Source organism: Cellulomonas phragmiteti, assembly GCF_016862775.1.
In the GTDB taxonomy this organism is placed as follows: Bacteria; Actinomycetota; Actinomycetes; order Actinomycetales; family Cellulomonadaceae; genus Cellulomonas; species Cellulomonas phragmiteti.
Map to the genome: position 1 here is coordinate 15443 of NZ_BONP01000012.1, position 24088 is coordinate 39530.

General features: G+C 74.9%; 23 protein-coding genes. 11 read left to right on the forward strand and 12 right to left on the reverse strand.

What is annotated here, in order from left to right; translation table 11 throughout:
* The first annotated feature begins 56 nt into the window (after positions 1-56).
* Positions 57-1091, forward strand: coding sequence for a hypothetical protein (locus Cph01nite_RS11180; RefSeq protein ID WP_203674167.1), 1035 nt, complete (start codon positions 57-59; stop codon positions 1089-1091).
* Between the two features lie 221 nt (positions 1092-1312).
* Here the strand turns inward: Cph01nite_RS11180 and Cph01nite_RS11185 are convergent, their stop codons facing one another.
* Positions 1313-2101: an aldo/keto reductase gene (locus Cph01nite_RS11185; RefSeq protein ID WP_203674168.1), complete on the reverse strand. Its 789-nt coding sequence runs from the start codon at positions 2099-2101 to the stop codon at positions 1313-1315.
* A 178-nt stretch (positions 2102-2279) separates the two neighbouring features.
* On the opposite strand from Cph01nite_RS11185, the gene Cph01nite_RS11190 reads away from it, so the two are divergent.
* On the forward strand, positions 2280-4112 hold the full coding sequence (locus Cph01nite_RS11190; RefSeq protein WP_203674169.1) for an ABC transporter ATP-binding protein: 1833 nt from the start codon (positions 2280-2282) through the stop codon (positions 4110-4112).
* Between the two features lie 14 nt (positions 4113-4126).
* On the opposite strand, the gene Cph01nite_RS11195 is transcribed toward Cph01nite_RS11190, so the two are convergent.
* On the reverse strand, positions 4127-4807 hold the full coding sequence (locus Cph01nite_RS11195; protein WP_203674170.1) for a nucleotidyltransferase family protein: 681 nt from the start codon (positions 4805-4807) through the stop codon (positions 4127-4129).
* Positions 4808-4904: 97 nt separating this feature from the next.
* Here Cph01nite_RS11195 and Cph01nite_RS11200 point away from each other — a divergent pair, with 97 nt between their 5' ends.
* The gene (locus Cph01nite_RS11200; RefSeq protein WP_203674172.1) at positions 4905-5666 is read left to right on the forward strand and encodes an endonuclease/exonuclease/phosphatase family protein; all 762 of its coding nucleotides are present in this window, start codon (positions 4905-4907) and stop codon (positions 5664-5666) included.
* Positions 5667-5855: 189 nt separating this feature from the next.
* On the forward strand, positions 5856-6128 hold the full coding sequence (locus tag Cph01nite_RS11205) for an iron-sulfur cluster assembly accessory protein (protein WP_203674174.1): 273 nt from the start codon (positions 5856-5858) through the stop codon (positions 6126-6128).
* Positions 6129-6255: 127 nt separating this feature from the next.
* On the opposite strand, the gene Cph01nite_RS11210 is transcribed toward Cph01nite_RS11205, so the two are convergent.
* From Cph01nite_RS11210 to Cph01nite_RS11235, 6 genes are all read right to left on the reverse strand, one after another.
* Positions 6256-6876: a CE1759 family FMN reductase gene (locus Cph01nite_RS11210; protein WP_203674176.1), complete on the reverse strand. Its 621-nt coding sequence runs from the start codon at positions 6874-6876 to the stop codon at positions 6256-6258.
* 97 nt (positions 6877-6973) lie between these two features.
* Entirely contained in the window at positions 6974-8158 is a 1185-nt protein-coding gene (locus Cph01nite_RS11215; RefSeq protein ID WP_203674178.1) for an LLM class flavin-dependent oxidoreductase, read from the reverse strand.
* A gap of 85 nt (positions 8159-8243) precedes the next feature.
* Entirely contained in the window at positions 8244-8441 is a 198-nt protein-coding gene (locus Cph01nite_RS11220) for a hypothetical protein (protein ID WP_203674180.1), read from the reverse strand.
* Complete coding sequence (locus tag Cph01nite_RS11225) at positions 8422-9135, reverse strand: signal peptidase I (protein WP_239069203.1); 714 nt, start codon at positions 9133-9135, stop codon at positions 8422-8424. The genes Cph01nite_RS11220 and Cph01nite_RS11225 overlap by 20 nt, the downstream gene beginning before the upstream one ends.
* 7 nt (positions 9136-9142) lie before the next feature.
* Positions 9143-9817 (reverse strand): TasA family protein, encoded by a 675-nt coding sequence (locus Cph01nite_RS11230; RefSeq protein WP_203674182.1) that lies wholly within the window; start codon positions 9815-9817, stop codon positions 9143-9145.
* Between the two features lie 130 nt (positions 9818-9947).
* Positions 9948-11969: a putative bifunctional diguanylate cyclase/phosphodiesterase gene (locus tag Cph01nite_RS11235; protein WP_239069204.1), complete on the reverse strand. Its 2022-nt coding sequence runs from the start codon at positions 11967-11969 to the stop codon at positions 9948-9950.
* A 182-nt stretch (positions 11970-12151) separates the two neighbouring features.
* On the opposite strand from Cph01nite_RS11235, the gene msrB reads away from it, so the two are divergent.
* The 3 genes from msrB (at position 12152) to Cph01nite_RS11250 (ending at position 13989) form a co-directional block, all read left to right on the forward strand.
* Positions 12152-12598: a peptide-methionine (R)-S-oxide reductase MsrB gene (gene msrB, locus Cph01nite_RS11240; RefSeq protein ID WP_203674183.1), complete on the forward strand. Its 447-nt coding sequence runs from the start codon at positions 12152-12154 to the stop codon at positions 12596-12598.
* A gap of 100 nt (positions 12599-12698) precedes the next feature.
* Positions 12699-13460, forward strand: coding sequence for a nuclease-related domain-containing protein (locus tag Cph01nite_RS11245; protein ID WP_203674186.1), 762 nt, complete (start codon positions 12699-12701; stop codon positions 13458-13460).
* A 67-nt stretch (positions 13461-13527) separates the two neighbouring features.
* Positions 13528-13989 (forward strand): MarR family winged helix-turn-helix transcriptional regulator, encoded by a 462-nt coding sequence (locus Cph01nite_RS11250; RefSeq protein ID WP_203674188.1) that lies wholly within the window; start codon positions 13528-13530, stop codon positions 13987-13989.
* 36 nt (positions 13990-14025) lie between these two features.
* Here Cph01nite_RS11250 and Cph01nite_RS11255 read toward each other — a convergent pair whose 3' ends face one another.
* A complete protein-coding gene (locus Cph01nite_RS11255; RefSeq protein ID WP_203674320.1) occupies positions 14026-15567 on the reverse strand; it encodes an MFS transporter in 1542 nt (513 codons plus the stop codon).
* A gap of 347 nt (positions 15568-15914) precedes the next feature.
* Here Cph01nite_RS11255 and Cph01nite_RS11260 point away from each other — a divergent pair, with 347 nt between their 5' ends.
* The 3 genes from Cph01nite_RS11260 to Cph01nite_RS11270 all read left to right on the forward strand — a co-directional run bounded on the left by Cph01nite_RS11260 (position 15915) and on the right by Cph01nite_RS11270 (position 18390).
* The gene (locus Cph01nite_RS11260; RefSeq protein ID WP_203674323.1) at positions 15915-16517 is read left to right on the forward strand and encodes a hypothetical protein; all 603 of its coding nucleotides are present in this window, start codon (positions 15915-15917) and stop codon (positions 16515-16517) included.
* Positions 16518-16758: 241 nt separating this feature from the next.
* Positions 16759-17379 carry a DUF47 domain-containing protein gene (locus tag Cph01nite_RS11265; protein WP_203674190.1) on the forward strand — a complete coding sequence of 207 codons (621 nt, stop codon included), beginning with the start codon at positions 16759-16761 and terminating at the stop codon, positions 17377-17379.
* A gap of 6 nt (positions 17380-17385) precedes the next feature.
* A complete protein-coding gene (locus tag Cph01nite_RS11270; RefSeq protein ID WP_203674192.1) occupies positions 17386-18390 on the forward strand; it encodes an inorganic phosphate transporter in 1005 nt (334 codons plus the stop codon).
* Between the two features lie 19 nt (positions 18391-18409).
* Here the strand turns inward: Cph01nite_RS11270 and Cph01nite_RS11275 are convergent, their stop codons facing one another.
* From Cph01nite_RS11275 to mshD, 3 genes are read right to left on the reverse strand one after another with little or no spacing between them, the layout of a single operon-like run.
* The gene (locus Cph01nite_RS11275) at positions 18410-19387 is read right to left on the reverse strand and encodes an NUDIX hydrolase (RefSeq protein WP_203674194.1); all 978 of its coding nucleotides are present in this window, start codon (positions 19385-19387) and stop codon (positions 18410-18412) included.
* Positions 19387-21624 carry an RNA degradosome polyphosphate kinase gene (locus Cph01nite_RS11280; RefSeq protein WP_203674195.1) on the reverse strand — a complete coding sequence of 746 codons (2238 nt, stop codon included), beginning with the start codon at positions 21622-21624 and terminating at the stop codon, positions 19387-19389. Before Cph01nite_RS11280 ends, Cph01nite_RS11275 begins: the two co-directional genes overlap by 1 nt.
* A complete protein-coding gene (gene mshD, locus Cph01nite_RS11285; RefSeq protein WP_203674197.1) occupies positions 21621-22679 on the reverse strand; it encodes a mycothiol synthase in 1059 nt (352 codons plus the stop codon). The genes Cph01nite_RS11280 and mshD overlap by 4 nt, the downstream gene beginning before the upstream one ends.
* A 124-nt stretch (positions 22680-22803) precedes the next feature.
* Between mshD and Cph01nite_RS11290 the strand changes: the two genes are divergently transcribed.
* On the forward strand, positions 22804-24021 hold the full coding sequence (locus Cph01nite_RS11290) for an NAD(P)-binding domain-containing protein (protein ID WP_203674199.1): 1218 nt from the start codon (positions 22804-22806) through the stop codon (positions 24019-24021).
* The last annotated feature ends 67 nt before the right edge of the window (positions 24022-24088 follow it).

Below are 24088 nucleotides of genomic sequence, written 5' to 3' on the forward strand. Positions count from 1 at the left end.
CGGCAGGGCATCCTTCGAGCACCCGGCGCTCCTCCCGTCGACTCCCCGGAGCCGCGATGCGTCCCCGCTCCGCCGCGTTCGTGCCGCCCGTCGTCCGCCCCGTCGTCCTGCTCGCCGTGCTGTCCGTCGCGGGGCGCGCCGCGCTCGTCGACGGCCACCGCGTGCTCGCCTCCGGCTGGCCGGCCCCGCCGTCGGGTGTCTGGGTGGCGGCGGCGGTGGTCGGCCTGCTGGCCGCGGCCGGTGCCGCGTGGTGCACGGTGCCGGTGCTGCGGCGGTGGCACCGCGAGCTCGACGCGGCGCGCGGGGAGCCGAGCGGGCGGGTGGCCGACGTCGGGATCGGGCTCGTCGTGGTCTGCCTCGTGCTGGCCGGGCTGGCCGCCTCCCTCGGGGCGGCCGGTGACACCGCGGCCACCGGCGCCCGGCGACCGGGCCTGTGGTCCGCTGCCGTGCTCGCCCAGTGGCTGGTCGCGACGGCCGTCGTGCTGGCGATGCTGGTGCGCGGCGTCGTGCGGGAGGCGCTGCTGCGCGACGTCCTGGGTCGATCGCTCGGTGCACCGGGGCTGCGGTCGGTGCGCGGGGTGGTCGTGCCGCGGCGGGACGCCGTCGAGGTACGGCACCCGGTCACCGGGGCGCAGGTCGCCGCCTGGTACGTCGTGGGCGCCCCCGGCGAGGTGCGGGGTCCGGGTGTGCTGCCGTCGGGCCGGCACCGTGACCCGGGCCCGGCCCGCCCCCTGACCGCGGAGCTGCGGCGGGTGCGCGCCGTCGCGCGCCTGCTGGGTCGGCAGGTGGTCGTGTCGCAGGTCGCGCCCTTCGTCGTGATGTGCGGCGGCGTGCCGCTGACGGTCGACGTCACGGAGGTCGAGGTGCTCGGCTACCCCGACACGCACGTGGTGCTCCGCGCCGAGCGCCTCGGCCGGCACGCGGACCCCGAGCTCGTCGACGGCGACCGCGTCGGGCGGCGGCTGCACGTGCTGCCGTTCGGGACCCGGGTCGACGCGGTCGGCATGGTCGAGCGCGACGGGGCGGGCTGGCGCCTGCGGGCGACGCCGGCCCGCGTGCCGGGTGTCGTGGCGGTGGTGCGGCCCGGCTGACGGGTCGCACTGTGGTTGACGTCACGTCCGCGCGTGGGGTAGACCTTGGCCCGGCGGCACAACGGCGTGACGCCGAACGCAGGACACGGGCCCGGTTCCTCGGTAGGCCGAGCGCCCGACGTGCTCGCCGGTCGCAGTGCGACGGCGGCGAGCACGTGCGGGGTGGGAGCGCGACCACGCCGCCGGAGGTGCGGCGACCTCGGTGATCGCCGCATCCGGGCTCAGCGGCCGAGGGCGTCGATCGCGGCGACCTCGTCGGGGGACAGGGAGAAGCCGAGGACGCCGAGGTTCTCCTCGAGCCGCTCGCGCCGCACCGACTTGGGGATGACGACCACGTCGTGCTCCAGGTGCCACCGCAGCACCACCTGCGCCGGGGTGACGCCGTGCGCCTGCGCCGCGGCCACGATCGCCGCCGCGCCCAGGTCGGTCCGCTTGAGCGGGCTGTACCCCTCGACGACCACGCCGCGCTCGCGGTGCGCGGCGAGCAGGGCCGGGTCGTGGTCGACGGGCGAGTACGGGATCTGGTTGACCGCCGGCGCCTCCCCGGTCGCGGCGACCAGCTCGTCGATCTGCGCGATCGAGTAGTTGGAGACGCCGATCGACCGGACGTGGCCCTCGTCGCGCGCGCGGCGCAGCTCGTCCCACACGTCCGGGCGCGCCTGCTTGCCCGGGGGCCAGTGGATCAGCCACAGGTCCAGGTGGTCCGTGCCGAGCGCCGCCAGCGACTCCATGAGCGTCTGCCGGGTGCGGTCCGCGTGGTCGGGCGGCAGCTTGGTCGTGAGGAACACGTCGTCGCGGTCGATGCCGCGGGTCGCGAGCGCCCGGCCGACCTGCGCCTCGTTGCCGTAGCCGGTGGCGGTGTCGACGTGCCGGTAGCCGAGCTGCAGCGCGGCGCTCACGGCGAGCTCGGCGTCCGAGCCCTCCGACTGCCAGGTGCCGAGGCCCAGCAGCGGGATCTCGCCGCCGGGCAGGGTCAGGGTGGGGGTGTCGCTCACAGGGATGTCGGGCATCGCTCCATCGTCACCGAGGTGGCGCCGGTCCGCAGGTCGGGGCGGGCCGCGGGTGCGGCGGGCGACGACCGCACGGCGCTCCTCGTCGCCCGTGTGTGCCACGTCCCCGGACGCGACGCCTGACGTCCCTGAGGGCATGACCATTGACCGCAGTGGGACGACGGTGTGCGATGGCAGCATGTCGCTGCCGTCGTCGTCCGACGTCGACCCGGCGGTCACTGAGCCCCGCGACCCGCGGCCGGCCACGGTCCCGGGCGACGGGCGGCGCCGCCTCCTCCTGCTGCTCGACCTCGTGCGGCCGCACCGGCGCACCCTCGGCGCCGGCCTCCTGCTCGGCCTCGGCGGCACCGCGCTCGGGCTCGCCACCCCGATGGTCACCAAGTGGGTGCTCGACACCCTCGGCACGGGGGAGTCGCTCGCCCGCCCCATCGTGTGGCTGCTCGGCCTGTTCGTCGTCGGCTCGGTCGTCGGGTACCTGCAGGCGGTCGTCCTGGGGACCATGGCCGAGCGCATCGTGCTCGACGCCCGCGAGTCGCTCGTGCGGCGGTACCTGCGGGCCACCGTCGCGGCCGTCACGGGGCGTCCCACGGGTGAGCTCGTCACGCGCGTCACGTCCGACACCGTCCTGCTGCGCGAGGCGACGTCGTCGAGCCTCGTCGGGCTCGTCAACGGGGTCGTCGCCCTCGTCGGGACCCTCGTCCTCATGGGCGTCCTCGACCGGGTGCTGCTGGGGACCACGGTCGCCGCGCTCGTCGTCGTCGGTGCGGTCATGGCGCTGCTGCTCCCGGGCATCGGTGCCGCCGAGCGCGCCTCGCAGGAGGCCCTGGGCGGCCTCGGCGGCATGCTGGAGGGCTCGCTGCGGGCCGTGCGGACCGTCAAGTCCAGCCGGGCCGAGCAGCGTCAGGGGGCGGCCGTGCTCGCGGCGGCCCGCGCGGCCCGCGACCACGCCGTGCGGGCCGTCCGGACCACGGCCCTCGCCTGGACCGTGTCCTGGGGCGGCGTGCAGCTCGCCATCATCGTCATCCTCGGGCTCGGTGCCTGGCGCGTCGGTCAGGGCGAGCTCGCGGTGTCGAGCCTCATCGCGTTCCTGCTGTACGCCTTCAACATCGTGGGCCCCATCACCGAGCTCACGCAGGCGCTGACGCAGCTGCAGTCCGGTGTCGCGGCTGCGGCGCGGATCGGCGAGGTCCAGGCGATGGACGTCGAGCCCGACCACGCCCTGGCGCCGGCCGCCGGACCCACGGACCGGGCGCCGGCCCCCGACGTCCCGGTGATCGAGCTGCGCGGGGTGACCGCGGGCTACGGGCCGGGCCTGCCCGCGGCGGTCCGCGACCTCTCCCTGCGCGTCCCCCGGCGGGGGCACACGGCGATGGTCGGCCCCTCGGGAGCCGGCAAGACCACGGTCTTCTCGCTGCTGCTGCGCTTCCTCGAGCCGCAGGAGGGCGAGCTGCTGCTCGACGGCCGGCCGTACGCCACCTGGAGCCACGCCGACGTGCGCTCGCGGTTCGCGTACGTCGAGCAGGAGACCCCGGTCGTGCCGGGCTCGATCCGCGACAACCTGCTGTTCAGCAACCCGGACGCCACCGAGGCGGACCTGGCCGCCGCGCTCGCGGCGGTGCGGCTCGACGGGGCGTTCGACGGGCTGCCCGACGGTCTCGACACGCGCCTGTCCGAGACCTCCGTGTCCGGTGGGCAGCGCCAGCGCATCGCCCTGGCGCGGGCGCTGGTGTGCCGGCCGCAGGTCATGCTGCTCGACGAGGCCACCGCCCAGGTCGACGGCCTGACCGAGGCGGCCGTCCACGACACGATCCGCGCCCTGGCCACCACCGGGGCCGTGGTCACGGTCGCCCACCGGCTGTCGACGGTCGTCGACGCCGACACGATCCTCGTGCTCGAGGACGGCCGCGTGCGCGCCCGGGGCACGCACGCGGAGCTGCTCGCCGCGGACGCGCTGTACCGCGAGCTGGTCGAGGCGCTGCGGATCGCCGACGCGCCCGCTCCGCAGCCCTGACGGGGTCGGTGCCCTCAGGCGTCCGATCCGGGGTCCGTGCGTCCGGGCGCCGCGGTGAGGCGGTCCGACCCGTGCCCCGTCAGCCCCAGCTCGTCGGCCAGGAACAGGAACGCCCGCGCGTACGGGTGCCCCTCGATCTCGCCACGCACGCGCTGCCAGTCGATCTGCTCGCGCAGCGCCCGCGCCATCGGCAGCAGCCACGTGAAGTCGCAGTAGTGCTCGCCGAGCACCCGCATCTTCGCGGAGATGATGTCCGTGGCCGGCAGCACCGGCATGCGGACCGCCAGCACCTCGAGCTCGTCGGCCGCCGCGAGCTGCTCGCGGGTCACCGGCTCGCCGACCATCCGGAAGATCACGTCGATGAGCTGCCCGTGGTGGTACGCCTTGAACAGCCAGTTCTCCGCCGGCTGCTGCACGTGCAGGCCGGCCGCCTCGAGGGCCGCGCGCGCGTCGTCGACGTCGTCCTGCGCGACGGCGAAGTCGGCGTCGTGGCTGGGCTCCGGCGCGCCGCGGGCCCACGCCGCGTAGCCGCCGACCAGGGCGAACGGGATCTGCGCGTCGATCAGCGCGACGGCGGTCCGGCGCAGCCCGTCCTGCAGCGCCGCGCGGTCGTCGGGCGTCGCCGCGCCCAGGGGTGCGGGCAGCGGTGGCGGTGCCGCGCCGGTCAGGGGCGAGGTCGAGGGGGTCGAGTGCATGCACGGTGTCTACACCGCGGCGTGCGCGCCCGCGCGGCGAACCGGCGCCGGTGCGCGCCGTCGTGCGCGCGGCCGGGGTCGCGGCGAGAATCGCACGGTGCGGCTCGCGACCTTCAACATCCTCCACGGCCGCTCGCCCGCCGACGGGCGGGTCGACCTCGACCGGTTCGCCGCCGCGGTCCGCCGGCTCGACGCCGACGTGCTCGCCCTGCAGGAGGTCGACCGCGCGCAGAGCCGGTCCCACGGCGCCGACCTCACGGCGGTCGCCGCGGACGCGATGGGTGCGCCCCACCACCGGTTCGTCGCGACCCTGCACGGCGAGCCCGGCCTGTGGGTCGCCGGCACGGGGCAGGAGCAGCCGGACACCGCCGCCTACGGGATCGCGCTGCTCTCGCGGCGCCCGGTCCGTCAGTGGCACGTCCTCACGCTGCCCACCCTGCGCCGGCGCACCCCCGTCCGGTTCCCCGGCGCGCGCTGGCCCGCCCTGGTGCGTGACGAGCCGCGCAGCGCGCTCGCGGCCGTCGTGGACGACGAGCGCGGACCGCTGACGGTGGTCGGGACGCACCTGACGTTCATCCCGGGCTGGAACGTGCGCCAGCTGCGGCACCTGGTGCGCGTGACGCGCCCGCTGCCCGGTGCGACGGTCGTCATGGGTGACCTCAACCTCGCCGGCGAGCAGCCGGCGCGGCTCTCGGGGCTGCGCTCCCTGGTGCGTGCCCCGACGTTCCCGGTGGACGTGCCCGTGCGGCAGCTCGACCACGTGCTCGCGGGGCCGGGCGTGCACGCGGTCGGCACCGGCGAGGCGCTCGACCTGGGGCTGTCCGACCACCGCGCGCTCGTGGTGGACGTGACCCGCTGAGCGTCGGTCGCACCCGTCTCGTCCAGCGGACCAGCGTTTGCGCCGCCGCCCCGTCGGGGTGACGGTGGAGTGGTCCGACGGCGTCGGACCGGCGCTCGTCGTCCTGCCCCCGTGGTGCACCCCCCGCACCCGGCGGGGCGGGGCAGCGCGTGCCGGCCGACGTCCCCAGGCCATCGGAGAGGAGCACCCGTGCTCACCCTGACCGACACCGCCCGTACCGCCGTCGAGACCCTCACGAGCCGTGCCGGGCTGCCCGAGGAGGGCGGCCTGCGCATCGCCGAGCAGGAGTCGGGAGGCTTCGAGCTCGCGCTCGTCGCCGGCCCCGACCCGGGGGACGACGTGGTCGCCGAGGGCGACGCCCGCATCTACGTCGACCCGCGCACGTCGCAGACGCTCGCCGAGCAGCAGCTCGACGTCGAGGCGACCGACACCGGGACGACGTTCACGCTGACCCCGCAGTGAGGTCCGTGCGGCGGGTGCACGATGCCCGCCGCACGGGGACGACGAGGGGCCGACCACCCGGTGGTCGGCCCCTCGTCGTGTCCCGGCTCGTCGTGCCCCGGCAGCCGTGCCCGGGTCGGTCGTCGGCTCAGGCGTCGCCGAGCAGGTCCTCGAACGACGGGACGGCGTCGTAGAGCCCGCCCTTGGCGACGGGCTCGCGCGCGGCGACGCGCTGCGCGAGCTCGGCGGCCGCGCGGCGGACCCGCTCGGGCAGCGGCTTGACCTGCTCGCCGCCCGCGTCGGCCCAGTCGTCGGTGGCGGCGAAGACCGAGGTGGGGACGACGTCGGCGTGCAGGTACGCGAACAGGGGACGCAGCGCGTGCTCGAGCGCGAGCGAGTGGCGGGCGGTGCCGCCCGTGGCCCCCAGGAGCACGGGGGTCCCGCTGAGCGCCTCGGGGTCCAGCACGTCGACGAACGACTTGAAGAGCCCGGCGTACGACGCCGCGTAGACGGGCGAGACCGCGATGACGCCGTCGGCGCCGGCGAGCGCGCTCAGGGCGGCGGCCAGGTCGGGGCGGGCGTACCCGGTGAGCGTCATGTCGACCACGTCGTGCGCGAGACCGCGCAGCTCGACGACCTCGACGACCGTGTCGATGCCGCGGCGGGTGAGGTCCTGGACGGTCGCCTCCGTGAGGCGGTCGGCCAGCAGCCGCGTCGACGAGGGCTGCGAGAGCCCTCCGGAGACGACGACGATCGATCGGGACGGCACGGGGTCCTCCTGGCGGTGGTGCTGGATCGCCCTGTCACGGGCGGGGTGGTGAGGGGGCGGATCGCCCCCTCGCGGTGAGGGGGCGATCCGGGGCGCGTCAGCGGGTGGTGGCGCCGGCGGCCTGGGCCGCCTCGAGGTCGTCCTCGGCCGCCCGGCCCGTCCAGTGGTCCGCCGGTGCGGCCTGCTGGGCCTGCAGGCGACCTGCGGCACGGGCGGCGGCGACGCGCTCGGCGTGCGACGGCGGGTTCGCCGGCACGTCGGCGGGGCGACGGGCCTCGGCCTCCTTGCGGAGCACGGGCACGACGTCCTCGGCGAGGATGTCGATCTGCTCCAGGACGGTCTTGAGGGGCAGGCCCGCGTGGTCGATGAGGAACATCTGGCGCTGGTAGTGGCCGACCTGCTCCCAGAAGGCGCCGTAGCGGTCGATGACCTGCTGCGGGCTCCCGACCGTCAGCGGGGTCTCGCGCGTGAAGTCCTCCATCGTCGGACCGTGCCCGTAGACGGGCGCGTTGTCGAAGTAGGGGCGGAACTCGTCCCACGCGGCCTGGCTGTTCTTGCGCATGAAGACCTGCCCGCCGAGCCCGACGATCGCCTGGTCCGCGCGGCCGTGGCCGTGGTGCTCGTAGCGCTGACGGTAGAAGTTCACCATCTGCGCGGTGTGCTCCATGGGCCAGAAGATCGCGTTGTGCAGGAACCCGTCGCCGTAGAACGCGGCCTGCTCGGCGATCTCGGGGGTGCGGATCGACCCGTGCCACACGAACGGCGGGACGCCGTCGAGCGGGCGGGGCGTGGCGGTGAAGCCCTGCAGCGGGGTGCGGAACCGGCCGCTCCAGTCCACGACCTCCTCCTCCCAGAGGCGGCGCAGCAGCGCGTAGTTCTCGACGGCCAGCGGCAGGCCCTGGCGGATGTCCTTGCCGAACCACGGGTAGACGGGGCCGGTGTTGCCGCGGCCCATCATGAGGTCCATGCGGCCGCCGGAGACGACCTGGAGCATCGCGTACTCCTCGGCCAGGCGGACCGGGTCGTTGGTGGTGATGAGCGTGGTCGCGGTCGACAGCAGGATGTTCTTCGTGCGGCCCGCGAGGTAGCCGAGCATCGTGGTGGGGGACGAGGTCACGAAGGGCGGGTTGTGGTGCTCGCCGGAGGCGAAGACGTCGAGCCCGGCGGCGTCGGCGTGCTCGGCGATCGTCAGCATCGCGCGCACGCGCTCGGTGTCGTCGGGGGTCCGGCCGGTGGTGGGGTCGGTCGTCACGTCGCCGACGGAGAAGATCCCGAACTGCATGGTGCACCTCGCTCGTCAAAGTTGATGCGTTTGCATCGATCAGGCCTCTCAACGGCGGCACCCGCCCGACTATTCCGTCCGCCGCTCAGCCCGCGTCCGCGAACTCCGGCAGCGTCGAGACCACCGTGCTCGTCTGCGTCGTGTCCGTCAGCAGCGCGCCCGTGAGCTCGACCGTCGACGACAGCAGCATCATCACGACGACCAGCAGCAGCACCGCGAGCCGCACCCACGTCCCGCGGGCCTCCGCCCGCGGGCGCCGCGGGTCACTCGGAGACGAGGGCATCGATCCTCCTGTCGTCCCGCGACCGACGCGCGAGCCTGCCGCGCCGCCGGCCCTCCAGCACCGAGACGACCTCGAGCGTCGCCAGGGCCAGCAGCGGCGGCACGAGCATCACGGCGCGACCCTGGGCCGACGTGGCCCACGACAGGACCGCACCCCAGCCGTGGTGCACCTCGAGCACGACGCCGCGCACGCGCTCCACGGGCGTGGCGTTCGGGTCGGGCTCCGGGTTGGCGTCGCCCTGCGTCCGGATGTACGGCTGCATGACCGGGTCGCCGTCCTCCTGCAGCACCGGCTCCATGCGGCCCGAGCCGTCGCCCACGTCCTGCATGGCCGGCAGGCTGTGCAGGGAGACGATGCGGTGCGTCACCAGGTTCGGCTCCCCGACGGGCTGGAACGTCACGACCAGGTCGGGCTTGAGCTCCGACGGGTCGGTCACGGCCCGCAGCACCACGACGTCACCGGCCACGAACTGCGGCGCCATCGACCCCGACGTCACGATGAGCAGCCGCTGCCCCTGCGCCTGGAACCACAGCGGCGCGGCCAGGGACACCACGAACGCCAGTACCCCGACGACCACGACCGTCCACAGCAGCGCGCTCGCCGCCGACCGCCACCAGGGTGTGCGCGGGCGGACCGCCGGGCGGGGAGCGCGGCGGTCGACGACGGGCCGCGGGGCCTGCTGCGCCGAGGTCAAGGTCGTCTCAGTTGTTCACCGTCTGCTCGGAGTCGAGCCGGAAGGTCAGCTCGGCAGCCGTGTTCTGGAAGGTGTCGTCCGCGTCGCGCGACATGTCGACGCGCAGGCAGAGCACCTCGGACCGCACGACGGCGTCCAACCCGCGATCGCCGGGCTGCGCGCCCGTCGCCGGGTCGCCCACGATCGGCGTCAGGTCGCCCGGGAGGCCGAAGTCGCCCGGCAGGAGGGTGCGCGTGTCCCCCAGGGCGGTCCCGGCGTCCGTGCTGGCCTGCGTGCACGTGGCGTCCGCGTACACCCGCACGCGCAGCTGCGTGCGCAGGTCACCCGTGCCCGGCGTGCCGGTCGCCGGCGTCGCGGTCGCGGCGGACGTGCTCACCGCGTACCGGAGCGCCAGCGAGCCCTCGTTGCGCACCGTCAGCGGCGCGAGCGCCACGTCGCCGGGGGCCAGGCCCTCGGCCGGCAGCGTGAACTGCGCGCCCTCGGCCGTCAGCACCACGGTCCCCGTGGTGAGGCTGTCGGACAGCGTGTCCTGGTCCGTGAACAGCGCCGACGTCGTCAGCGACGTCACGCCCACGGCCGCGAGGACGAGGATGGACCCGGTGGCCCAGACGCGCCGCCGCCGCGCCACGTCCTGCCGCGAGGGCGCCGGATCGATCATCTCCTCGAGCAGCTCGTCCATCATCCTGATCGGTCCCCTTCGTCGTGTCCGCCCGCGCGCGTGCGTGTCGCCGCCCCGCGGCGGTGGGCCCAGTCCACCCTCTTCGGCCCGCATCGACCAGAGTGGTCCCGATCTTGAGAGCGTACGACGACATTCACGCGATCGGGTGAAGCGAGTGCCCGCCGGGCGGGTGGAGTGCGTCGGCCGGTGCCGGGCGGGCCCACAGGAACCCCTGCGCGCGGTCGACGCCCAGGCGCTCGAGCGTCCGTGCCGTCTGCTCGTCCTCGACGCCCTCGGCCACCACCCGCAGGCCGAAGGAGTGGGCGAGGTCGACCATCGCCTGCACGACGACCTCCGAGCCCGCCCGACCGCCCTCGCCGAGGTCGGCGACGAACACGCGGTCGATCTTCAGCTCGGCGACCGGCAGGTCCCGCAGCTGCGAGATCGACGTGGTGCCCGTCCCGAAGTCGTCGATCGCCACCCGCACGCCCAGGGCGCTCAGCCGCTCGAGCACCGGGACCACGCGCGAGCGGTCCGCGACGAGCGCCGTCTCGGTGATCTCGACCTCGAGCAGCCCCGGCTCGACCCCGTGCTCCGCGAGCAGCAGCTCGATCATGTCGACGACGGCCGGGCTGGCGACGTCGTGCGCCGACAGGTTCACCGCGACGGGCACGGCCTCGCCCTGCGCGCGCCACCGCGCGAGCTGGCGCACCGACTCCTCGAGGGCGAACCCCGTGACCCGGTGGATGAGGCCCGACTGCTCGGCCAGCGGCACGAACGCGCCCGGCGGCAGCAGGCCGCGCGTGGGGTGGCGCCACCGGATCAGCGCCTCCAGGCCCACCGTCCGCTGCGACGCGAGCTCGATCTTCGGCTGGTAGTGCATCTCCAGCTGGGGGGCGGCGCCGGCCTCGGAGCGCGACTCGAGCGCCTGGTGCAGCTCGCCCAGCAGGACCAGCCGCGCGGGCGAGGAGTCGTCCGCGCTGGGGGAGTAGACGCTCACCCCCGCCCGGTGGTGCTTGGCCGCGTACATCGCGATGTCGGCCGTGCGCATGAGCGCGGACGCGTCGGCCGCGTGGTCCGGCAGGCACGCGACGCCGATGGACGTCTCGACGTGCAGGGCGATGTCGCTCAGCTCGAACGGGCGGCCGAACAGCCCGCGCACGCGGCGCGCCAGCCGCTCGGCGTTGGCGACCGTGCGCACGTCCGGCAGGAGGATCGCGAACTCGTCGCCACCGAGGCGGGCGACCACGTCGTCGTCGCGCAGGGCGTTGCGCAACCGCTCCGCGACCTGCTGCAGCAGCTCGTCGCCGTGGTCGTGGCCCAGCGTGTCGTTGATGTCCTTGAAGCGGTCGATGTCGAGCAGGATGAGGCCGACCCGGGCCCCGGCGTCGTCGTGCGAGACCTTGTCGATCGCGCGCTGCATCTGGTCGGCGAGCAGCCGGCGGTTCGGCAGCCCGGTGAGGGAGTCGAGCAGCGCGAGCCGGGCGTTCTCGAGCGCGGTCGAGCGCAGCCGGCGCGACGTCGAGTGCACGATCTGGAAGAGCAGCAGCCACAGCAGGACCAGGCTCCCGACGACCACGAGCGTGACCGTGCGGGTCGTCGTCTGCAGCGTCTGCTGGGTGGCGGTGTGGTCGAGCATCACCTCGGCCGCCCCGACCGACGCCTCGCCGGCGACGCCGGCCTGCGCCTCGGGGGTGGCGGTGTCGGCCAGGCGCACCGGCACGTACACGTCGAGCACCGTGCGCTCGTCGGTGGCGGCGTCGCCCGCGCGCACGTCGGGCTGGACGACGGCGTCGGGCTGCCCGGACTGCATCGCCCGGGCGAGGCGGTCCGCGTGGGGCAGTCCCGTGGTCGCCTCGTCCGAGGAGTACATCAGCCGGCCGTCGGTGCTCCACAGGCGCAGCTCGACGAGCTCGTCGCCGAACCCGCGGGTGGCCGCCGTGACCGCGACCTGCTCCTCGGTGGACAGGACGCCCGTGACGAAGGACGGCGACGGCACGACGCCCGCGGCGAACAGCGCCATCCGCGACGCCGCGCCCGTCCCGTCGCGCACCGCCTGGTCGCGCATCTGCGACGACGTCACCAGGACCAGGGCGACCCCGACCAGGACCATGCCGACGAGGCTCACGACCGCGAACCGGCGCGTGGGGCTCGAACGACGGCGAGCAGCTGGCACGTGCACCTCGTGACTCCGGCGGACCCTGGTGACGGGAACCTCCCGTTCAGCGTATGTCGTGACGTGCGCCACGCCCAGGCGCCCCGCTGGACGACCGTCCGCCACGTGCGGGAACGTCGGGTGAATGTCGGGTGTTGTGCCCGACGGTGCCGCCGCGCGGGCGGCGCCGGAAGGAGCCCACCGTGACCGACCCCCGGACGTACCCCGTGACGAAGAGCGACGCGCAGTGGTCGCTCGAGCTCGAGCCGCAGGAGTTCGCGGTGCTGCGCCGTGCCGGCACCGAGCGACCGTGGACCGGCGCCCTGCTCGACGAGCACCGCGAGGGCGTGTACCGCTGCCGCGCGTGCGGCAACGAGCTGTTCCGCTCCGACACCAAGTTCGACTCGCACTGCGGGTGGCCCAGCTTCTACTCCCCGCTCGCGGGCGACCGCGTCGAGCTGCTGACCGACCGCACCCTCGGGATGGTCCGCACCGAGGTGCGGTGCGCGCGGTGCGGCTCCCACCTGGGGCACGTCTTCGACGACGCGCCGCAGACGCCCACGGGCGACCGCTTCTGCATGAACTCGGTCAGCCTGACGTTCGAGCCGGCGCCCGCGTCACCCGCAGGTGAGCGCGGTACCGACGCCTGACGGGCGGGCGGGTGACGACACGCCGCGACACGCCGCCACGGGCGGAAGTCCACCGTGGACGGGACTGAAGTGCGAGGCCCCGCGTGCCGATAATGCGAAGGTGGACGAGGTCCTGACTGTTCGGCGATGGCGGCGGTACGGTGCCGACCGTCTCTACGTCACGCACGAGACCGGTGCGCGCGTCGGTTCCGTCGACCTCCAGTCCGGCGAGGTCGTGGCCGACGACCCCGTGCTGGAGGCGAGGGTCCGGCGCGCCGCGCAGGCCTACCTGCGCTCCGACGTCCCCGAGCTGGTCCTGCCGGTCACCTCCGAGCTCGCGTCGATCGACGCGCTCGAGGGGGCGGGTGTCGAGGCCTGGCTCGGTGACGGCGACGACCACGCCCGGGGCGAGCGGGGCAGCCCGGTGGGCGCACGCCTCGACCGGCTCGCCGACGAGGGCTGGCAGGCCGTGCACGACGTGCCGCTGGGCCGTCAGGGCTCGGTCGTCGAGCACCTGCTCATCGGCCCCGGCGGCATCTTCACGGTCTCCGAGCGCCGGCACCCCGGCAGCCACGTGCGCGCGACGGCCCGCACCCTGCACGTCGACGGCCGTGCCGTGGCGTACCTGCGCGACGCGCGTCTCGAGGCGTCGCGGGTCCAGGGGCTGCTGCACTCCGCCGGCTGCGCCGGGGTCGGGGTGCGCGCGGTGCTGGTGGTCACGGGCGACCTCGAGCGCGACGTGCAGGACCCGCCGCAGGACGCCCTGGTCATCGCGCGCCACGAGGTGCCCAACCTCTTCCGCCGGCTGCCGGAGCGGCTGGACCCGGCGCGCGTGTCCGCGGTCGCGCAGGTGGCGCGTCGTCGCACCACCTGGGCGCGCTGAGCGCACGACCCGGCTCTGTGCCCTCGACAGTGCCCCGGCGAGGGTCCGGCTGCGCCAGGATGTGCGCATGAGCGACGACCCGGTCCTGCGCGTCGAACGGGAGCTCGGGCTCTTCATGCGCCGGGCGCGCGCGGCCTCGGCCGGGCTGGCGCGCTCGGTCCACCCGGACCTCGACGCGTCCGCCTACCTGCTGCTGGCGACCGTGGCGCGCACGCCCGGCACCCGCACGAGCGACCTGGCCGACCTGCTGGGCGTGGGGCGCGGGACGATGTCCCGGCAGGTGACGCGGCTCGAGCGGCTGGGGCTGCTGGCCCGCCGCGCGGACCCGCACGACTCGCGCAGCCAGCCGCTGGTCCTCACCGACGAGGGGGAGCGGCGGCTGGCGCACGCCCGCACCGGCCGGCAGGAGTACATGCGCCGGTCGCTCGACGCGTGGCGCGCCGAGGAGCTCACGCAGCTCGCCGACCTGCTCGGGCGGCTGAACGACGACCTCGTGCGGCACGCGGAGCGGCCCGCCGACCCCGCCTGAGCGGGGCCGACGGGCCGAGCGGCACCGGCGCGAGCGTCAGGGCGTCGCCGGCTGCGTACCCTGCGTCGCGAGCCGCTGCTGGGCGCCCGTGACGCGGCCCAGCGGGACCTCGCGCAGCGCGAGGACGGCCACGAGCGCGAGCAGCGCGATGGGCGCGCCGATGAGGAACAGCTCGGCCACGCCCACGCCGAACGCGTGCTCGACCACGTGGCGCACCGGGACGGGCAGGGTCGCGAGGTCGGGCAGCACGCCCGTGCCGGCCGCGCCCATGGCCGCGGGGTCCACGCCGATGCCCGTCAGCCCGTCGGCCAGCAGGTGCGACACCCGGGCCGACAGCACCGCGCCGAGCGCCGAGACCCCGATCGCGCCGCCGAGGGTGCGGAAGAACGCGACCGTCGCGGTGCCGGCGCCCATGTCGGTGATCGGCAGGGTGTTCTGCGTCGCGAGCACGAGGTTCTGCATGAGCATGCCCACGCCCGCGCCGACGACCAGCAGGTAGAGGCCGACCAGCGTGAAGCCGGTGCGCTCGTCGATGGTGCCCATCAGCGCCATGCCCCCGGTGAGCAGCACCGCGCCGCCCACCATGATCCGCTTGTAGCGGCCGGTGCGGGTGATCGCGCGGCCCGACAGCGTCGACGACACGAACACGCCCGCGACCATCGGGATGGTCAGCAGCCCCGACTGCGTGGGCGTCCTGCCGCGCGCGAGCTGCATGTACTGGCTGAGGAAGACCTGGGTCCCGAACAGCGCGATGCCGACGGCCACCGAGGCGAGCACCGTGAGGACGACCGTGCGGTTGCGGAACAGGTGCAGGGGGATGATCGGCTCGGCGGCGCGCTGCTCGACCAGGACGACGGCGACGACGCCCAGCGCGGCCCCGCCCACCATGACCCCCGTCTGCCAGGACGCCCACGCGAACGACGAGCCGGCGAACGTGATCCACAGCAGCAGCGTCGCGATCGAGGCGGACAGCAGGACCGCACCGGCCCAGTCGATGCGCACGCGACGCCGGGTGACGGCCGGCAGGTGCAGGGTGCGCTGCAGCACGACGATCGCCGCGACGGCGAACGGCAGGCCGACGAAGAAGTTCCAGCGCCACCCCGCGGTGTCGGTGATGACGCCGCCGAGCAGCGGCCCGCCGACCATGCCCACGGCCATGACCGCGCCCATGAGGCCCATGTACCGCCCGCGCTCGCGGGGGCTGATGATGTCGGCGATGAGGACGGTGCCCAGGGCCGTCAGGCCGCCGGCGCCGATGCCCTGCAGGGCGCGCATGCCGATGAGCACCTCGGTGCTGCCGGACAGCCCGGCCAGGGCGGAGGACACCACCGAGACGACGAGCGCCAGCTGGACGAGCAGCTTGCGGTCGACGAGGTCGGCGAGCTTGCCCCAGATCGGGGTGGACACCGTCGTCGTCAGGAGCGTCGCGGTGACGACCCAGGTGAACGACGACTGGCTGCCGCCGAGGTCGGTGATGATCCGCGGCAGCGACGTCGAGACGACGCTCGTCGCGAGGATCGAGACGAACATGCCCAGGAGGATCCCGGACAGGGCCTCGAGGACCTCGCGGTGCGTCATGGCGCCGGGGGTGGCGGCGGGCTCGACGGTCGCGCCGTCGACGGGGGTGGTGGTGCTCACGGGCGGGGACTCGCTTCCACGGGACAGTTGCTCCAGGCAACTCTAGAAGCGATAGTTACCTGAGGCAACATGTTGTGCGTCACGTGGTCGGGCGGACGGGACGGGAGGGCGGCCACGGGAGGGGGAACGGGCGGTCGTCGTCGGCCCGGCGGGTGGTGGTCGGCCGCGCGACGGGGGATCATGCCGCGGTGAGCGCGGACGGGTCCGGGACGGGTGGAGCAGGCGGCGGCGGGGCAGGGAGCGGCGCTGCCGGTGGTGGCGCGCCCGGGCGGCGGCACCACCGCCCGCTGGTCGTCGACCCGGCGCTGGCCGACGAGCTGCCCGGCGAGCTCGACCCGGCCCTGCGCGACGAGATCGCCCACACCACCGCCAACGCGCTCGTCCGGCACGGGCGGGCCACCGAGGACCCCGAGGTGGTCGCGCGCCTCGTCGCGCTCGTCGAGACCGAGGGGCTCGACGTGGTCGCCGGCATGTGGGCGGACAGCCCCGCCGACACCCTGCCGGGCGCGCTCTGGCGCCTGTACGTGCTGCGCGAGTGGGTGCGCCGCGACCCCGGGACCGTCGTCGACCGGTACCGCCAGGGCGTCGCCGCCGCGCCCGTGCACGACGTCGTCGCCGGGGTCGTCGACATGCCCGGTCCCGACGACGTGCGGACGGTGGCGGACGCCGTGCTGTCGGGCGTGTATACCGGGGACCTCGCGGTCGCACTCGAGCGTGCGGCGGCGTTCTGCCAGGTCCTGGCCACGGGCGCCGCGTTCGACGCCGACCACCTCGACGCGCTCGACCCCGGCGCGGCGGTGCGGCAGACCCGCGGCGCCGCGTCCCTCGTGCGCACCGCCGAGGAGCTCGCGCGCGCCGCGCAGCTGTGGCGGGCGGACCGGCTGGAGTGACTCCGGCCGCGTACACTGGACGGGCGACGCCGGGTCGGTAGCCCCGGGCTCCATCATCAGCCGCTTCGAGCGGCCTCGCGCCGTCAGGCGCTCCGGCCCGGCGTCGTTCACACGTGAGGGAGCGTCGTGCACCGTGCGCGCATGCGACCTGGGTCCGGCACTCCCGCCGTTCACCGGCCGTTAGGCTGAGCGTCGCTCCGCCGCTGCGGGGCGACCACCAGTCGATGACCCGGAGCTCTCCGTGCGCCTGCGCCTGACACCGCGCGACACCTCGTACTTCGACCTCTTCGCCGCATCCGCCGCCCACCTCGTGACGGGCGCGAACCTGCTGGCCGAGATGCTGGGCGCCGACCGTGCCGCCCGCAAGGAGCTGAACAAGCGGATGGGCGAGGCGGAGCACGCCGCCGACGACGCCACCCACACGATCATGCGGCGGCTGAACAAGACGTTCGTCACCCCGTTCGACCGCGACGACATCTACAACCTCGCCTCGTACCTCGACGACTGCATGGACCACATGGACGAGGCCTCCGACCTCATCGTCCTGTACAAGGTCGACGAGCTGCCCGCGCGCGTCTCCGACCAGGTCCAGGTGCTGCAGCGCGCCGCCGAGCTCACGGCCGAGGCCATGCCGCGGCTGCGCTCCATGGACTCGCTGCAGGAGTACTGGGTCGAGGTCAACCGCCTGGAGAACCAGGCCGACAAGTCGCACCGCAAGCTCCTCGCGCAGATGTTCGACGAGATCGCCGACCCGATCCTGCTGATGAAGCTCAAGGAGATCGTCGAGAAGCTCGAGGACGCCGCCGACGCCTTCGAGAAGGTGGCCAACACGGTCGAGACGATCGCGCTCAAGGAGTCCTGAGCGCCCGTGGAACCTGTGCTCGTCGTCGTCGTCGTCGCGCTCGCTCTCGGGTTCGACTACACCAACGGATTCCACGACGCCGCCAACGCCATCGCCACCTCGGTCTCGACGCGCGCGCTGACGCCGCGTGCCGCGCTCATCATGGCCGCGGTGATGAACTTCACGGGAGCGCTGCTCGGCACCGAGGTGGCCGAGACGATCGCGACCCAGATCGTCGACCTGCAGTCCGCGTCGTCGCACAGCGCGCTCGTCGTCATCCTCTGCGCGCTCGTGGGGGCGATCACCTGGAACATGGTGACCTGGTGGTTCGGGCTGCCGTCGTCGTCCACGCACGCGCTCATCGGGGGCCTGGTGGGTGCGGGCCTCGCCGGCGGGTTCGGGGTCTACGGGTCGTCGATCCTCGACAAGGTCGTCCTGCCGATGATCTTCTCGCCGCTCATCGGGTTCACGCTCGCGTTCTTCGTCATGGTCGGCCTGCTGTGGCTCATCCGGAACAAGGCGCCCGCCCGCACCAACCGGCGCTTCCGGTTCGCCCAGACGGTGTCCGCCGCGGCCATGGCCCTGGGCCACGGTCTGCAGGACGCGCAGAAGACGATGGGCGTCATCTACCTGGCGCTGCTCACCGCCGGCTGGGCGAACGCCGAGGAGGGCATCCCGCTGTGGGTCAAGCTCGCCGCGGCGGCCGCGATCTCCCTCGGCACGTACGCCGGCGGGTGGCGCATCATGCGCACGCTCGGGCGCAAGATCATCGAGCTCGACCCGGCCCGGGGCTTCGTCGCCGAGTCCGTGTCGGCGGTGGTGCTCTACGTCAACGCGTTCGCGCTGCACGCGCCGGTGTCGACGACGCACACGATCACGTCGGCGATCATGGGCGTCGGCGCGACCAAGCGGCTGTCGGCCGTGCGGTGGGGCGTCGCCAAGAACATCGCCGGAGCGTGGGTGCTGACGATCCCCGCCGCCGCCGCGGTCGCCGCCGTCGTGTTCTGGGTGCTGCACCCGGTCCTGGGCTGAGCCCCTCGGGCCGAGCGCCTCAGCCCGCCACCGCGGACGAGGTGTGCAGCTCGACCGCCAGCACCCGCACGCCGCGGTGCGTGACACCCCGGTGCGCCACGAGCACCTCGGCCGGCGCGAGGAACGGGTTCTCGCGCGGCAGGGCGTCGGCGACGTGGCGGCCGCTGTGCTCGGCCAGCACGTCCAGCACGGTCGGCAGGACGGGGCGGTGCGTGCACAGCACCGTGTCGCGCAGGTCGTCGATCGCCTCGCGGACCATCGCCCCGACGCGGGCGGGCGACTCGTCGTGACGCGCCTCCGTCAACCCGTCGGCGACCTGCGGCTCGATGCCGGACGCGGCCGCGTACGGGGCCACGGTGGCGGTGCAGCGCTCCCACCGGCTCGTCAGCACCCGCCCGACCCCGTACGCCGCCAGCACCGGCACCATCTGCTCGGCCTGCTGCAGGCCCAGGCCGGTCAGCGGGCGGTCGTCCTCGGTGCCGTCCCACTGGCTGCGCTTGCGCGCCTGCGCGTGACGCGCGACCACCAGGGCGCTGGTGGCGAGCCGACCGCGCCCGTGGGCGTCCACCAGCGCGTCCAGCGGTCCGCGGTCGTCGCCCCGGGTCAGGCGCTTCGCGGCGTCGTCCGCGTCGAACCACTCCCACCCGTCGATCTCCGTGCGGTCGGCGTGGGCGACCGGCGGACGGGCGCCGAGCGGAGCGTCGTCGCCGCGGCCCGCAGCCCGCGCCGCCCAGTAGTGGACGACCTTGTGCCGCCCGTCCGACAGGCGGTACCCCAGCCCGGGCAGCGGGATCCCGAGGACGACGTCCAGGCCGATCTCCTCCTCGACCTCCCGGACCGCGGCCACGGGCGCGCTCTCCCCGGGGTCGAGCTTGCCCTTGGGCCACGACCAGTCCCGGTACCGCGGGCGGTGCACCAGGGCCACCTGGAGGCGCCCGGCGCGCACGCGCCACACCAGGGCCCCGGCCGCCTCGACGGGGGAGGGGGCGGACGCCATCACCGGGCGGCGCCGGGACGGCGCCTCGCGCGGTGGATCAGCACCTCCTGGAGGTCCACCAGCGGCCCGTCCGGTCCGGCGTGGTGCCGCACCCACTCACCGTCGGCCCGCAGCCGCCAGGACGACGTCGCGTCGTCCATCGACTCCTCGACGTACTCGACCAGCTCGCGGACCTGCCCCGGCTCGGCGACCCGCACCAGTGCCTCGACACGTCGGTCGAGGTTGCGGTGCATGAGGTCGGCCGACCCGATGAACACCTCCGGCCCCTCGAACCCGTCCTCGCCCGTGGTGCCGGCCGTGTGCGCGAACGCGAAGACCCGGGAGTGCTCGAGGAAGCGCCCCAGGATCGACCGCACCCGGATCGTCTCGGAGACCCCGGGGACGCCCGGGCGCAGCGCGCAGATCCCGCGCACGTTGATGTCGATCGGCACACCCGCCTGCGACGCGCGGTACAGCGCGTCGATGATGGCCTCGTCGACCATCGAGTTCACCTTGATCCGGATCCACGCCGGATCGCCGCGGCGCGCGGCCTCGGCCTCGCGCTCGATGCGCTCGAGCAGCCCGGTGCGCACCGACCGGGGCGCCACGAGCAGACGGTGGAACCGGGACTTCGGTGCGTACCCCGACAGCTGGTTGAACAGGCGCGTGAGGTCCTGGCCGACGTCCGGGTCGGCCGTCAGGAGCCCCAGGTCGGTGTAGAGCCGCGCGGTCTTCGGGTGGTAGTTGCCCGTGCCGACGTGGCTGTAGCGGCGCAGCCCGTCGGCCTCCTGCCGCACGACGAGGGACAGCTTGCAGTGCGTCTTGAGGCCCACGATCCCGTAGACGACGTGCACGCCCGCCTGCTCGAGCTTGCGCGCCCAGGAGATGTTGTTCTGCTCGTCGAACCGCGCCTTGATCTCGACCAGCGCGAGGACCTGCTTGCCGGCCTGGGCCGCGTCGATGAGGGCGTCGACGATGGGGGAGTCGCCCGACGTGCGGTACAGCGTCTGCTTGATGGCCAGCACGGCGGGGTCGGCCGCGGCCTGCTCGAGGAACGTCTGCACCGACGTCGAGAACGAGTCGTACGGGTGGTGCAGCAGGATGTCCCGGGCGCGGATCGCCGCGAACACGTCCGTCGGCGACGCGGACTCCACCTCCGCGAGGTGCCGGTGCGTCACGGGCACGAACCGCGGGAACTGCAGCTCGGGGCGGTCCAGGTCGGCGATGACGCTCAGGCCGGTGTGGTCCAGCGGCGCCGGGAGCTCGTACACGTCGTCCTCGGACATGCCGAGCTCGCGGACCAGGAACTTGCGCACGCGCGGGCTGATGCCCTCGGCGAGCTCGAGGCGCACCGGCGGGCCGAACCGCCGCCGCAGCAGCTCCTTCTCCATCGCCTTGAGGAGGTTCTCCGCGTCGTCCTCCTCGACCTCGAAGTCCTCGTTGCGCGTGATGCGGAACGTGTGGAACTCCCGGACCTCCATGCCCGGGAACAGCATGTCCAGGTGCTGGGCGATGACGTCCTCGACGGGCACGAACGACATCGGGCCGCGCTCGGGGGCCGCCGTCTGCGGGACGGGCGCCGAGGGGCGGCCCGCCGCGTCGACCGCGATGTAGCGCGGGAGCAGCGGCGGCACCTTGACGCGCGCGAAGTGCTCCTTGCCGCTCGCCGGGTTCACCACGCTCACGGCCAGGTTGAGCGACAGCCCCGAGATGTACGGGAACGGGTGCGCCGGGTCGACCGCCAGCGGCGTGAGGACCGGGAAGATCTGACGGCGGAAGAACTTGTGGAGCCGGTCCTGCTCGGCGTCGCCCAGGTCGTCCCAGCGCACGATCGTGATGCCCTCGGCGGCGAGGGCCGGCTGCACGTCCTGCGTGAGGACCCGCGCGTGCCGCTCCATGAGGGCGTGCGCGCGCTCGCTGATCGACTCGAGCACCTGGCGGGGGGACAGCCCGGAGGCGGCGGTCACGGCGATGCCGGTCGCGATGCGGCGCTTGAGGCCCGCGACGCGCACCATGAAGAACTCGTCGAGGTTGGACGCGAAGATCGCGAGGAACCGCACGCGCTCCAGGAGCGGCAGGTCGGCGTCCTCGGCGAGCTCCAGGACGCGCTGGTTGAACGCCAGCCAGGACAGCTCGCGGTCGAGGAACCGGTCGTCGGGCAGCGCCTCGTCCTGCGGGCGCGGGGCCTCGTCGGGGGTGTCCACGTGCTCGGCGATCCGCTCGGCCAGCGCCGGATCGATCGGGGGGGCGTCGGTCATGTGCCCATCGTGGCATCGCTGGGTGAACTCGTCGTGTCGTCGTCGTTCACCTGGACGAGCGGCGTGCCGTGGGCCGGGCTCCCGGCGGCCGGCGGGCCGTACATGACGTCGACGGCCGTCCGCGCGAACCCCGCGCGCTCGTAGGTGTGCACGGCGACCGTGTTCTCGGCGCCGGTGTAGAGGATCACGGTGCGCAGGCCGCGGTCGCGCAGGTACCCCAGGCCCAGCGCCGTCAGGGCCCGGCCCATGCCCAGGCCCTGCGCGTCCGGGTCGACGCCGACCACGTAGATCTCGCCGACCTCCTGCTCGGCGTCGCCGTCCGGGGCGTCGCCCGCGGGGTGCACCTTGGTCCACACCGAGCCGAGCAGCTGCCCGTCGCGCTCGGCGAGCAGGAACCCGGCCGGGTCGAACCACGGCTCGGACTCGCGTGCCCGCAGGTCGGCGGACGTCATGCGGCCCTGCTCGGGGTGGTGCGCGAACGCGCGCGCGTTCACCCGCCGCCACACCTCCTCGTCCTGGCCGGGCACGAACGGCCGCACGTCCACGCCCGGCGGCAGCTGCGGCGCCGCGGGCGGGTGCTGCGTGAGGTCCACGGCCATGCGCCACAGCTCGCGCACCACCACCAGGCCGGCCGCGGCCGCGGTGGCCCGGGCCGCGGGCAGGTCGCCGTGCGCCCACACGTGCAGCCGCCGCCCGGCGACGGTGTCCGTCTCCTGCGTCGCGCGCGCCAGCAGCGCACGGGCCACGCCGCGGCGGCGGTGGGCCGGTCCGACGACCAGCTCGGCGCGCACGGTGGTCGAGCTGCCCACGTCGAGCTGGGCGTAGCCGGCCAGCTCGCCGTCGCCGTCGCCGCCCGGGGCGTCGCGGGTCGCGAGCAGGTGGACGACCGGCGCCTCGTCGTCGGCCAGCCACAGCAGCGGCTGCTCGGACAGCGGCGGCACGCGGTCCACGCGCGCGGCCTCGTGGTGCAGCGCGCGCACGGCGTCCGCCGCACCGGGCGGCAGCGGACCGGTGACGGCGGCGAGCGACGTCGGGACCTCGATGTCGGACGACATGCGTCCATCCCATCACGGACCGCCCGCGGCCGGGCCGGGCAGCGGGGTGATCCGTCGCGTCCCCTGCGCCGGACGGGTGGGCGAGCCTCGCCGCGCCCGCCTCAGCCGGTAGCGTGGTCGCGTCATGCCCCGTCCCGCAGCCGCCGCCCCCGCCGCCGCGGGGAGACGTGCGCGACGGGACCCCCGCGGCCCGCGCACGGTCGACGTCGACGTCGTCGTGGTGGGTGCCGGGCAGGCCGGCCTGGCGACGGCGTACCACCTGCACCGCACCGGGCTGGTCCCGGTCGGCTCGGCCGGGTGGGAGCGGGCGCGCGGCACCTTCGTCGTGCTGGACGAGAACCCGCGGGCCGGTGGGGCCTGGCAGCACCGCTGGCGGTCGCTGACCATGGCGGACGCCCACCGGGTCCACGACCTGCCGGGCATGCCGCTGACGATCGCCGACCCCGCCGAGCCCGCGGCCGACGCGGTGCCCTACTACTTCGCGCAGTACGAGGAGGCCTTCGGGCTCAACGTGCAGCGGCCCGTGCGCGTGGCCCGCGTCGAGCGGTCCGGTGACGGCGACGACCGCCGGTTCCTCGTGACGACGCGCCACGTCGACCACCCCGAGGAGGTCGTGGTGTGGGCGGCGCGGGGGCTGGTCAACGCGTCCGGCACGTGGGGCAGGCCCTTCTGGCCCGCCTACCCGGGGCGGGCGCAGTTCCGCGGCCGGCAGCTGCACACGCGGGACTTCCGGGCGGCGTCGGACCTGGCCGACGGGCACGTGGTGGTGGTGGGGGGCGGGACGTCCGCCGTCCAGCTGCTGCTGCAGGTCGCGCAGGTCACGACGACCACCTGGGTCACCCGACGACCGCCCGCCTGGCTCGACGAGGAGTTCACGCCCGAGCTGGGCCGCGAGGCCGTCGGGCGGGTCCACGAGCGCGTCGCCGCGGGCCTGGTACCGGAGTCGGTCGTGTCGGTGACGGGGCTGCCGCTGACCCCGGAGTACCGCGCCGGCATCGAGTCCGGCGTGCTGCGCGCGCGCCCGGTGTTCTCGCGCCTGGTGCCGGACGGCGTCGCCTGGGATCCCGGGTCGACGGCCCCGGCCGTCGACGGCTGGGTCGACGGGCCGCCCCTCGTCGAGGCCCGCACGGTCCTGTGGGCGACCGGCTTCCGCGCGTCGCTCGACCACCTCGCGCCGCTGGGGCTGCGCGCGCCCGGGGGCGGGATCGTGATGGACGGCACGGAGGTGGTGGCCGAGCCGCGGGTCCAGCTGGTCGGGTACGGGCCGAGCGCCTCGACGATCGGCGCCACCCGGGCCGGTCGCGAGGCGGCCCGGCGGCTGCGCCGCGCCCTGGGCTGGTGACCGGGGAAGGCGTCGGCCCCGCCCGGGGGGGGAAGGACGGGGCCGACGGTGGACGCGCGTCGTCGCG

Coding starts and splice junctions, on each gene's coding strand:
- Cph01nite_RS11230 (WP_203674182.1), bottom strand. CDS start 9,817: ATGATGGACGAGCTGCTCGAGGAGATGATCGATCCGGCGCCCTCGCGG.
- Cph01nite_RS11220 (WP_203674180.1), bottom strand. CDS start 8,441: ATGCCCTCGTCTCCGAGTGACCCGCGGCGCCCGCGGGCGGAGGCCCGC.
- Cph01nite_RS11280 (WP_203674195.1), bottom strand. CDS start 21,624: ATGACCGACGCCCCCCCGATCGATCCGGCGCTGGCCGAGCGGATCGCC.
- Cph01nite_RS11190 (WP_203674169.1), top strand. CDS start 2,280: ATGTCGCTGCCGTCGTCGTCCGACGTCGACCCGGCGGTCACTGAGCCC.
- Cph01nite_RS11195 (WP_203674170.1), bottom strand. CDS start 4,807: ATGCACTCGACCCCCTCGACCTCGCCCCTGACCGGCGCGGCACCGCCA.
- mshD (WP_203674197.1), bottom strand. CDS start 22,679: ATGTCGTCCGACATCGAGGTCCCGACGTCGCTCGCCGCCGTCACCGGT.
- Cph01nite_RS11275 (WP_203674194.1), bottom strand. CDS start 19,387: ATGGCGTCCGCCCCCTCCCCCGTCGAGGCGGCCGGGGCCCTGGTGTGG.
- Cph01nite_RS11185 (WP_203674168.1), bottom strand. CDS start 2,101: ATGCCCGACATCCCTGTGAGCGACACCCCCACCCTGACCCTGCCCGGC.
- Cph01nite_RS11215 (WP_203674178.1), bottom strand. CDS start 8,158: ATGCAGTTCGGGATCTTCTCCGTCGGCGACGTGACGACCGACCCCACC.
- Cph01nite_RS11255 (WP_203674320.1), bottom strand. CDS start 15,567: ATGACGCACCGCGAGGTCCTCGAGGCCCTGTCCGGGATCCTCCTGGGC.
- Cph01nite_RS11180 (WP_203674167.1), top strand. CDS start 57: ATGCGTCCCCGCTCCGCCGCGTTCGTGCCGCCCGTCGTCCGCCCCGTC.
- Cph01nite_RS11290 (WP_203674199.1), top strand. CDS start 22,804: ATGCCCCGTCCCGCAGCCGCCGCCCCCGCCGCCGCGGGGAGACGTGCG.
- Cph01nite_RS11250 (WP_203674188.1), top strand. CDS start 13,528: ATGAGCGACGACCCGGTCCTGCGCGTCGAACGGGAGCTCGGGCTCTTC.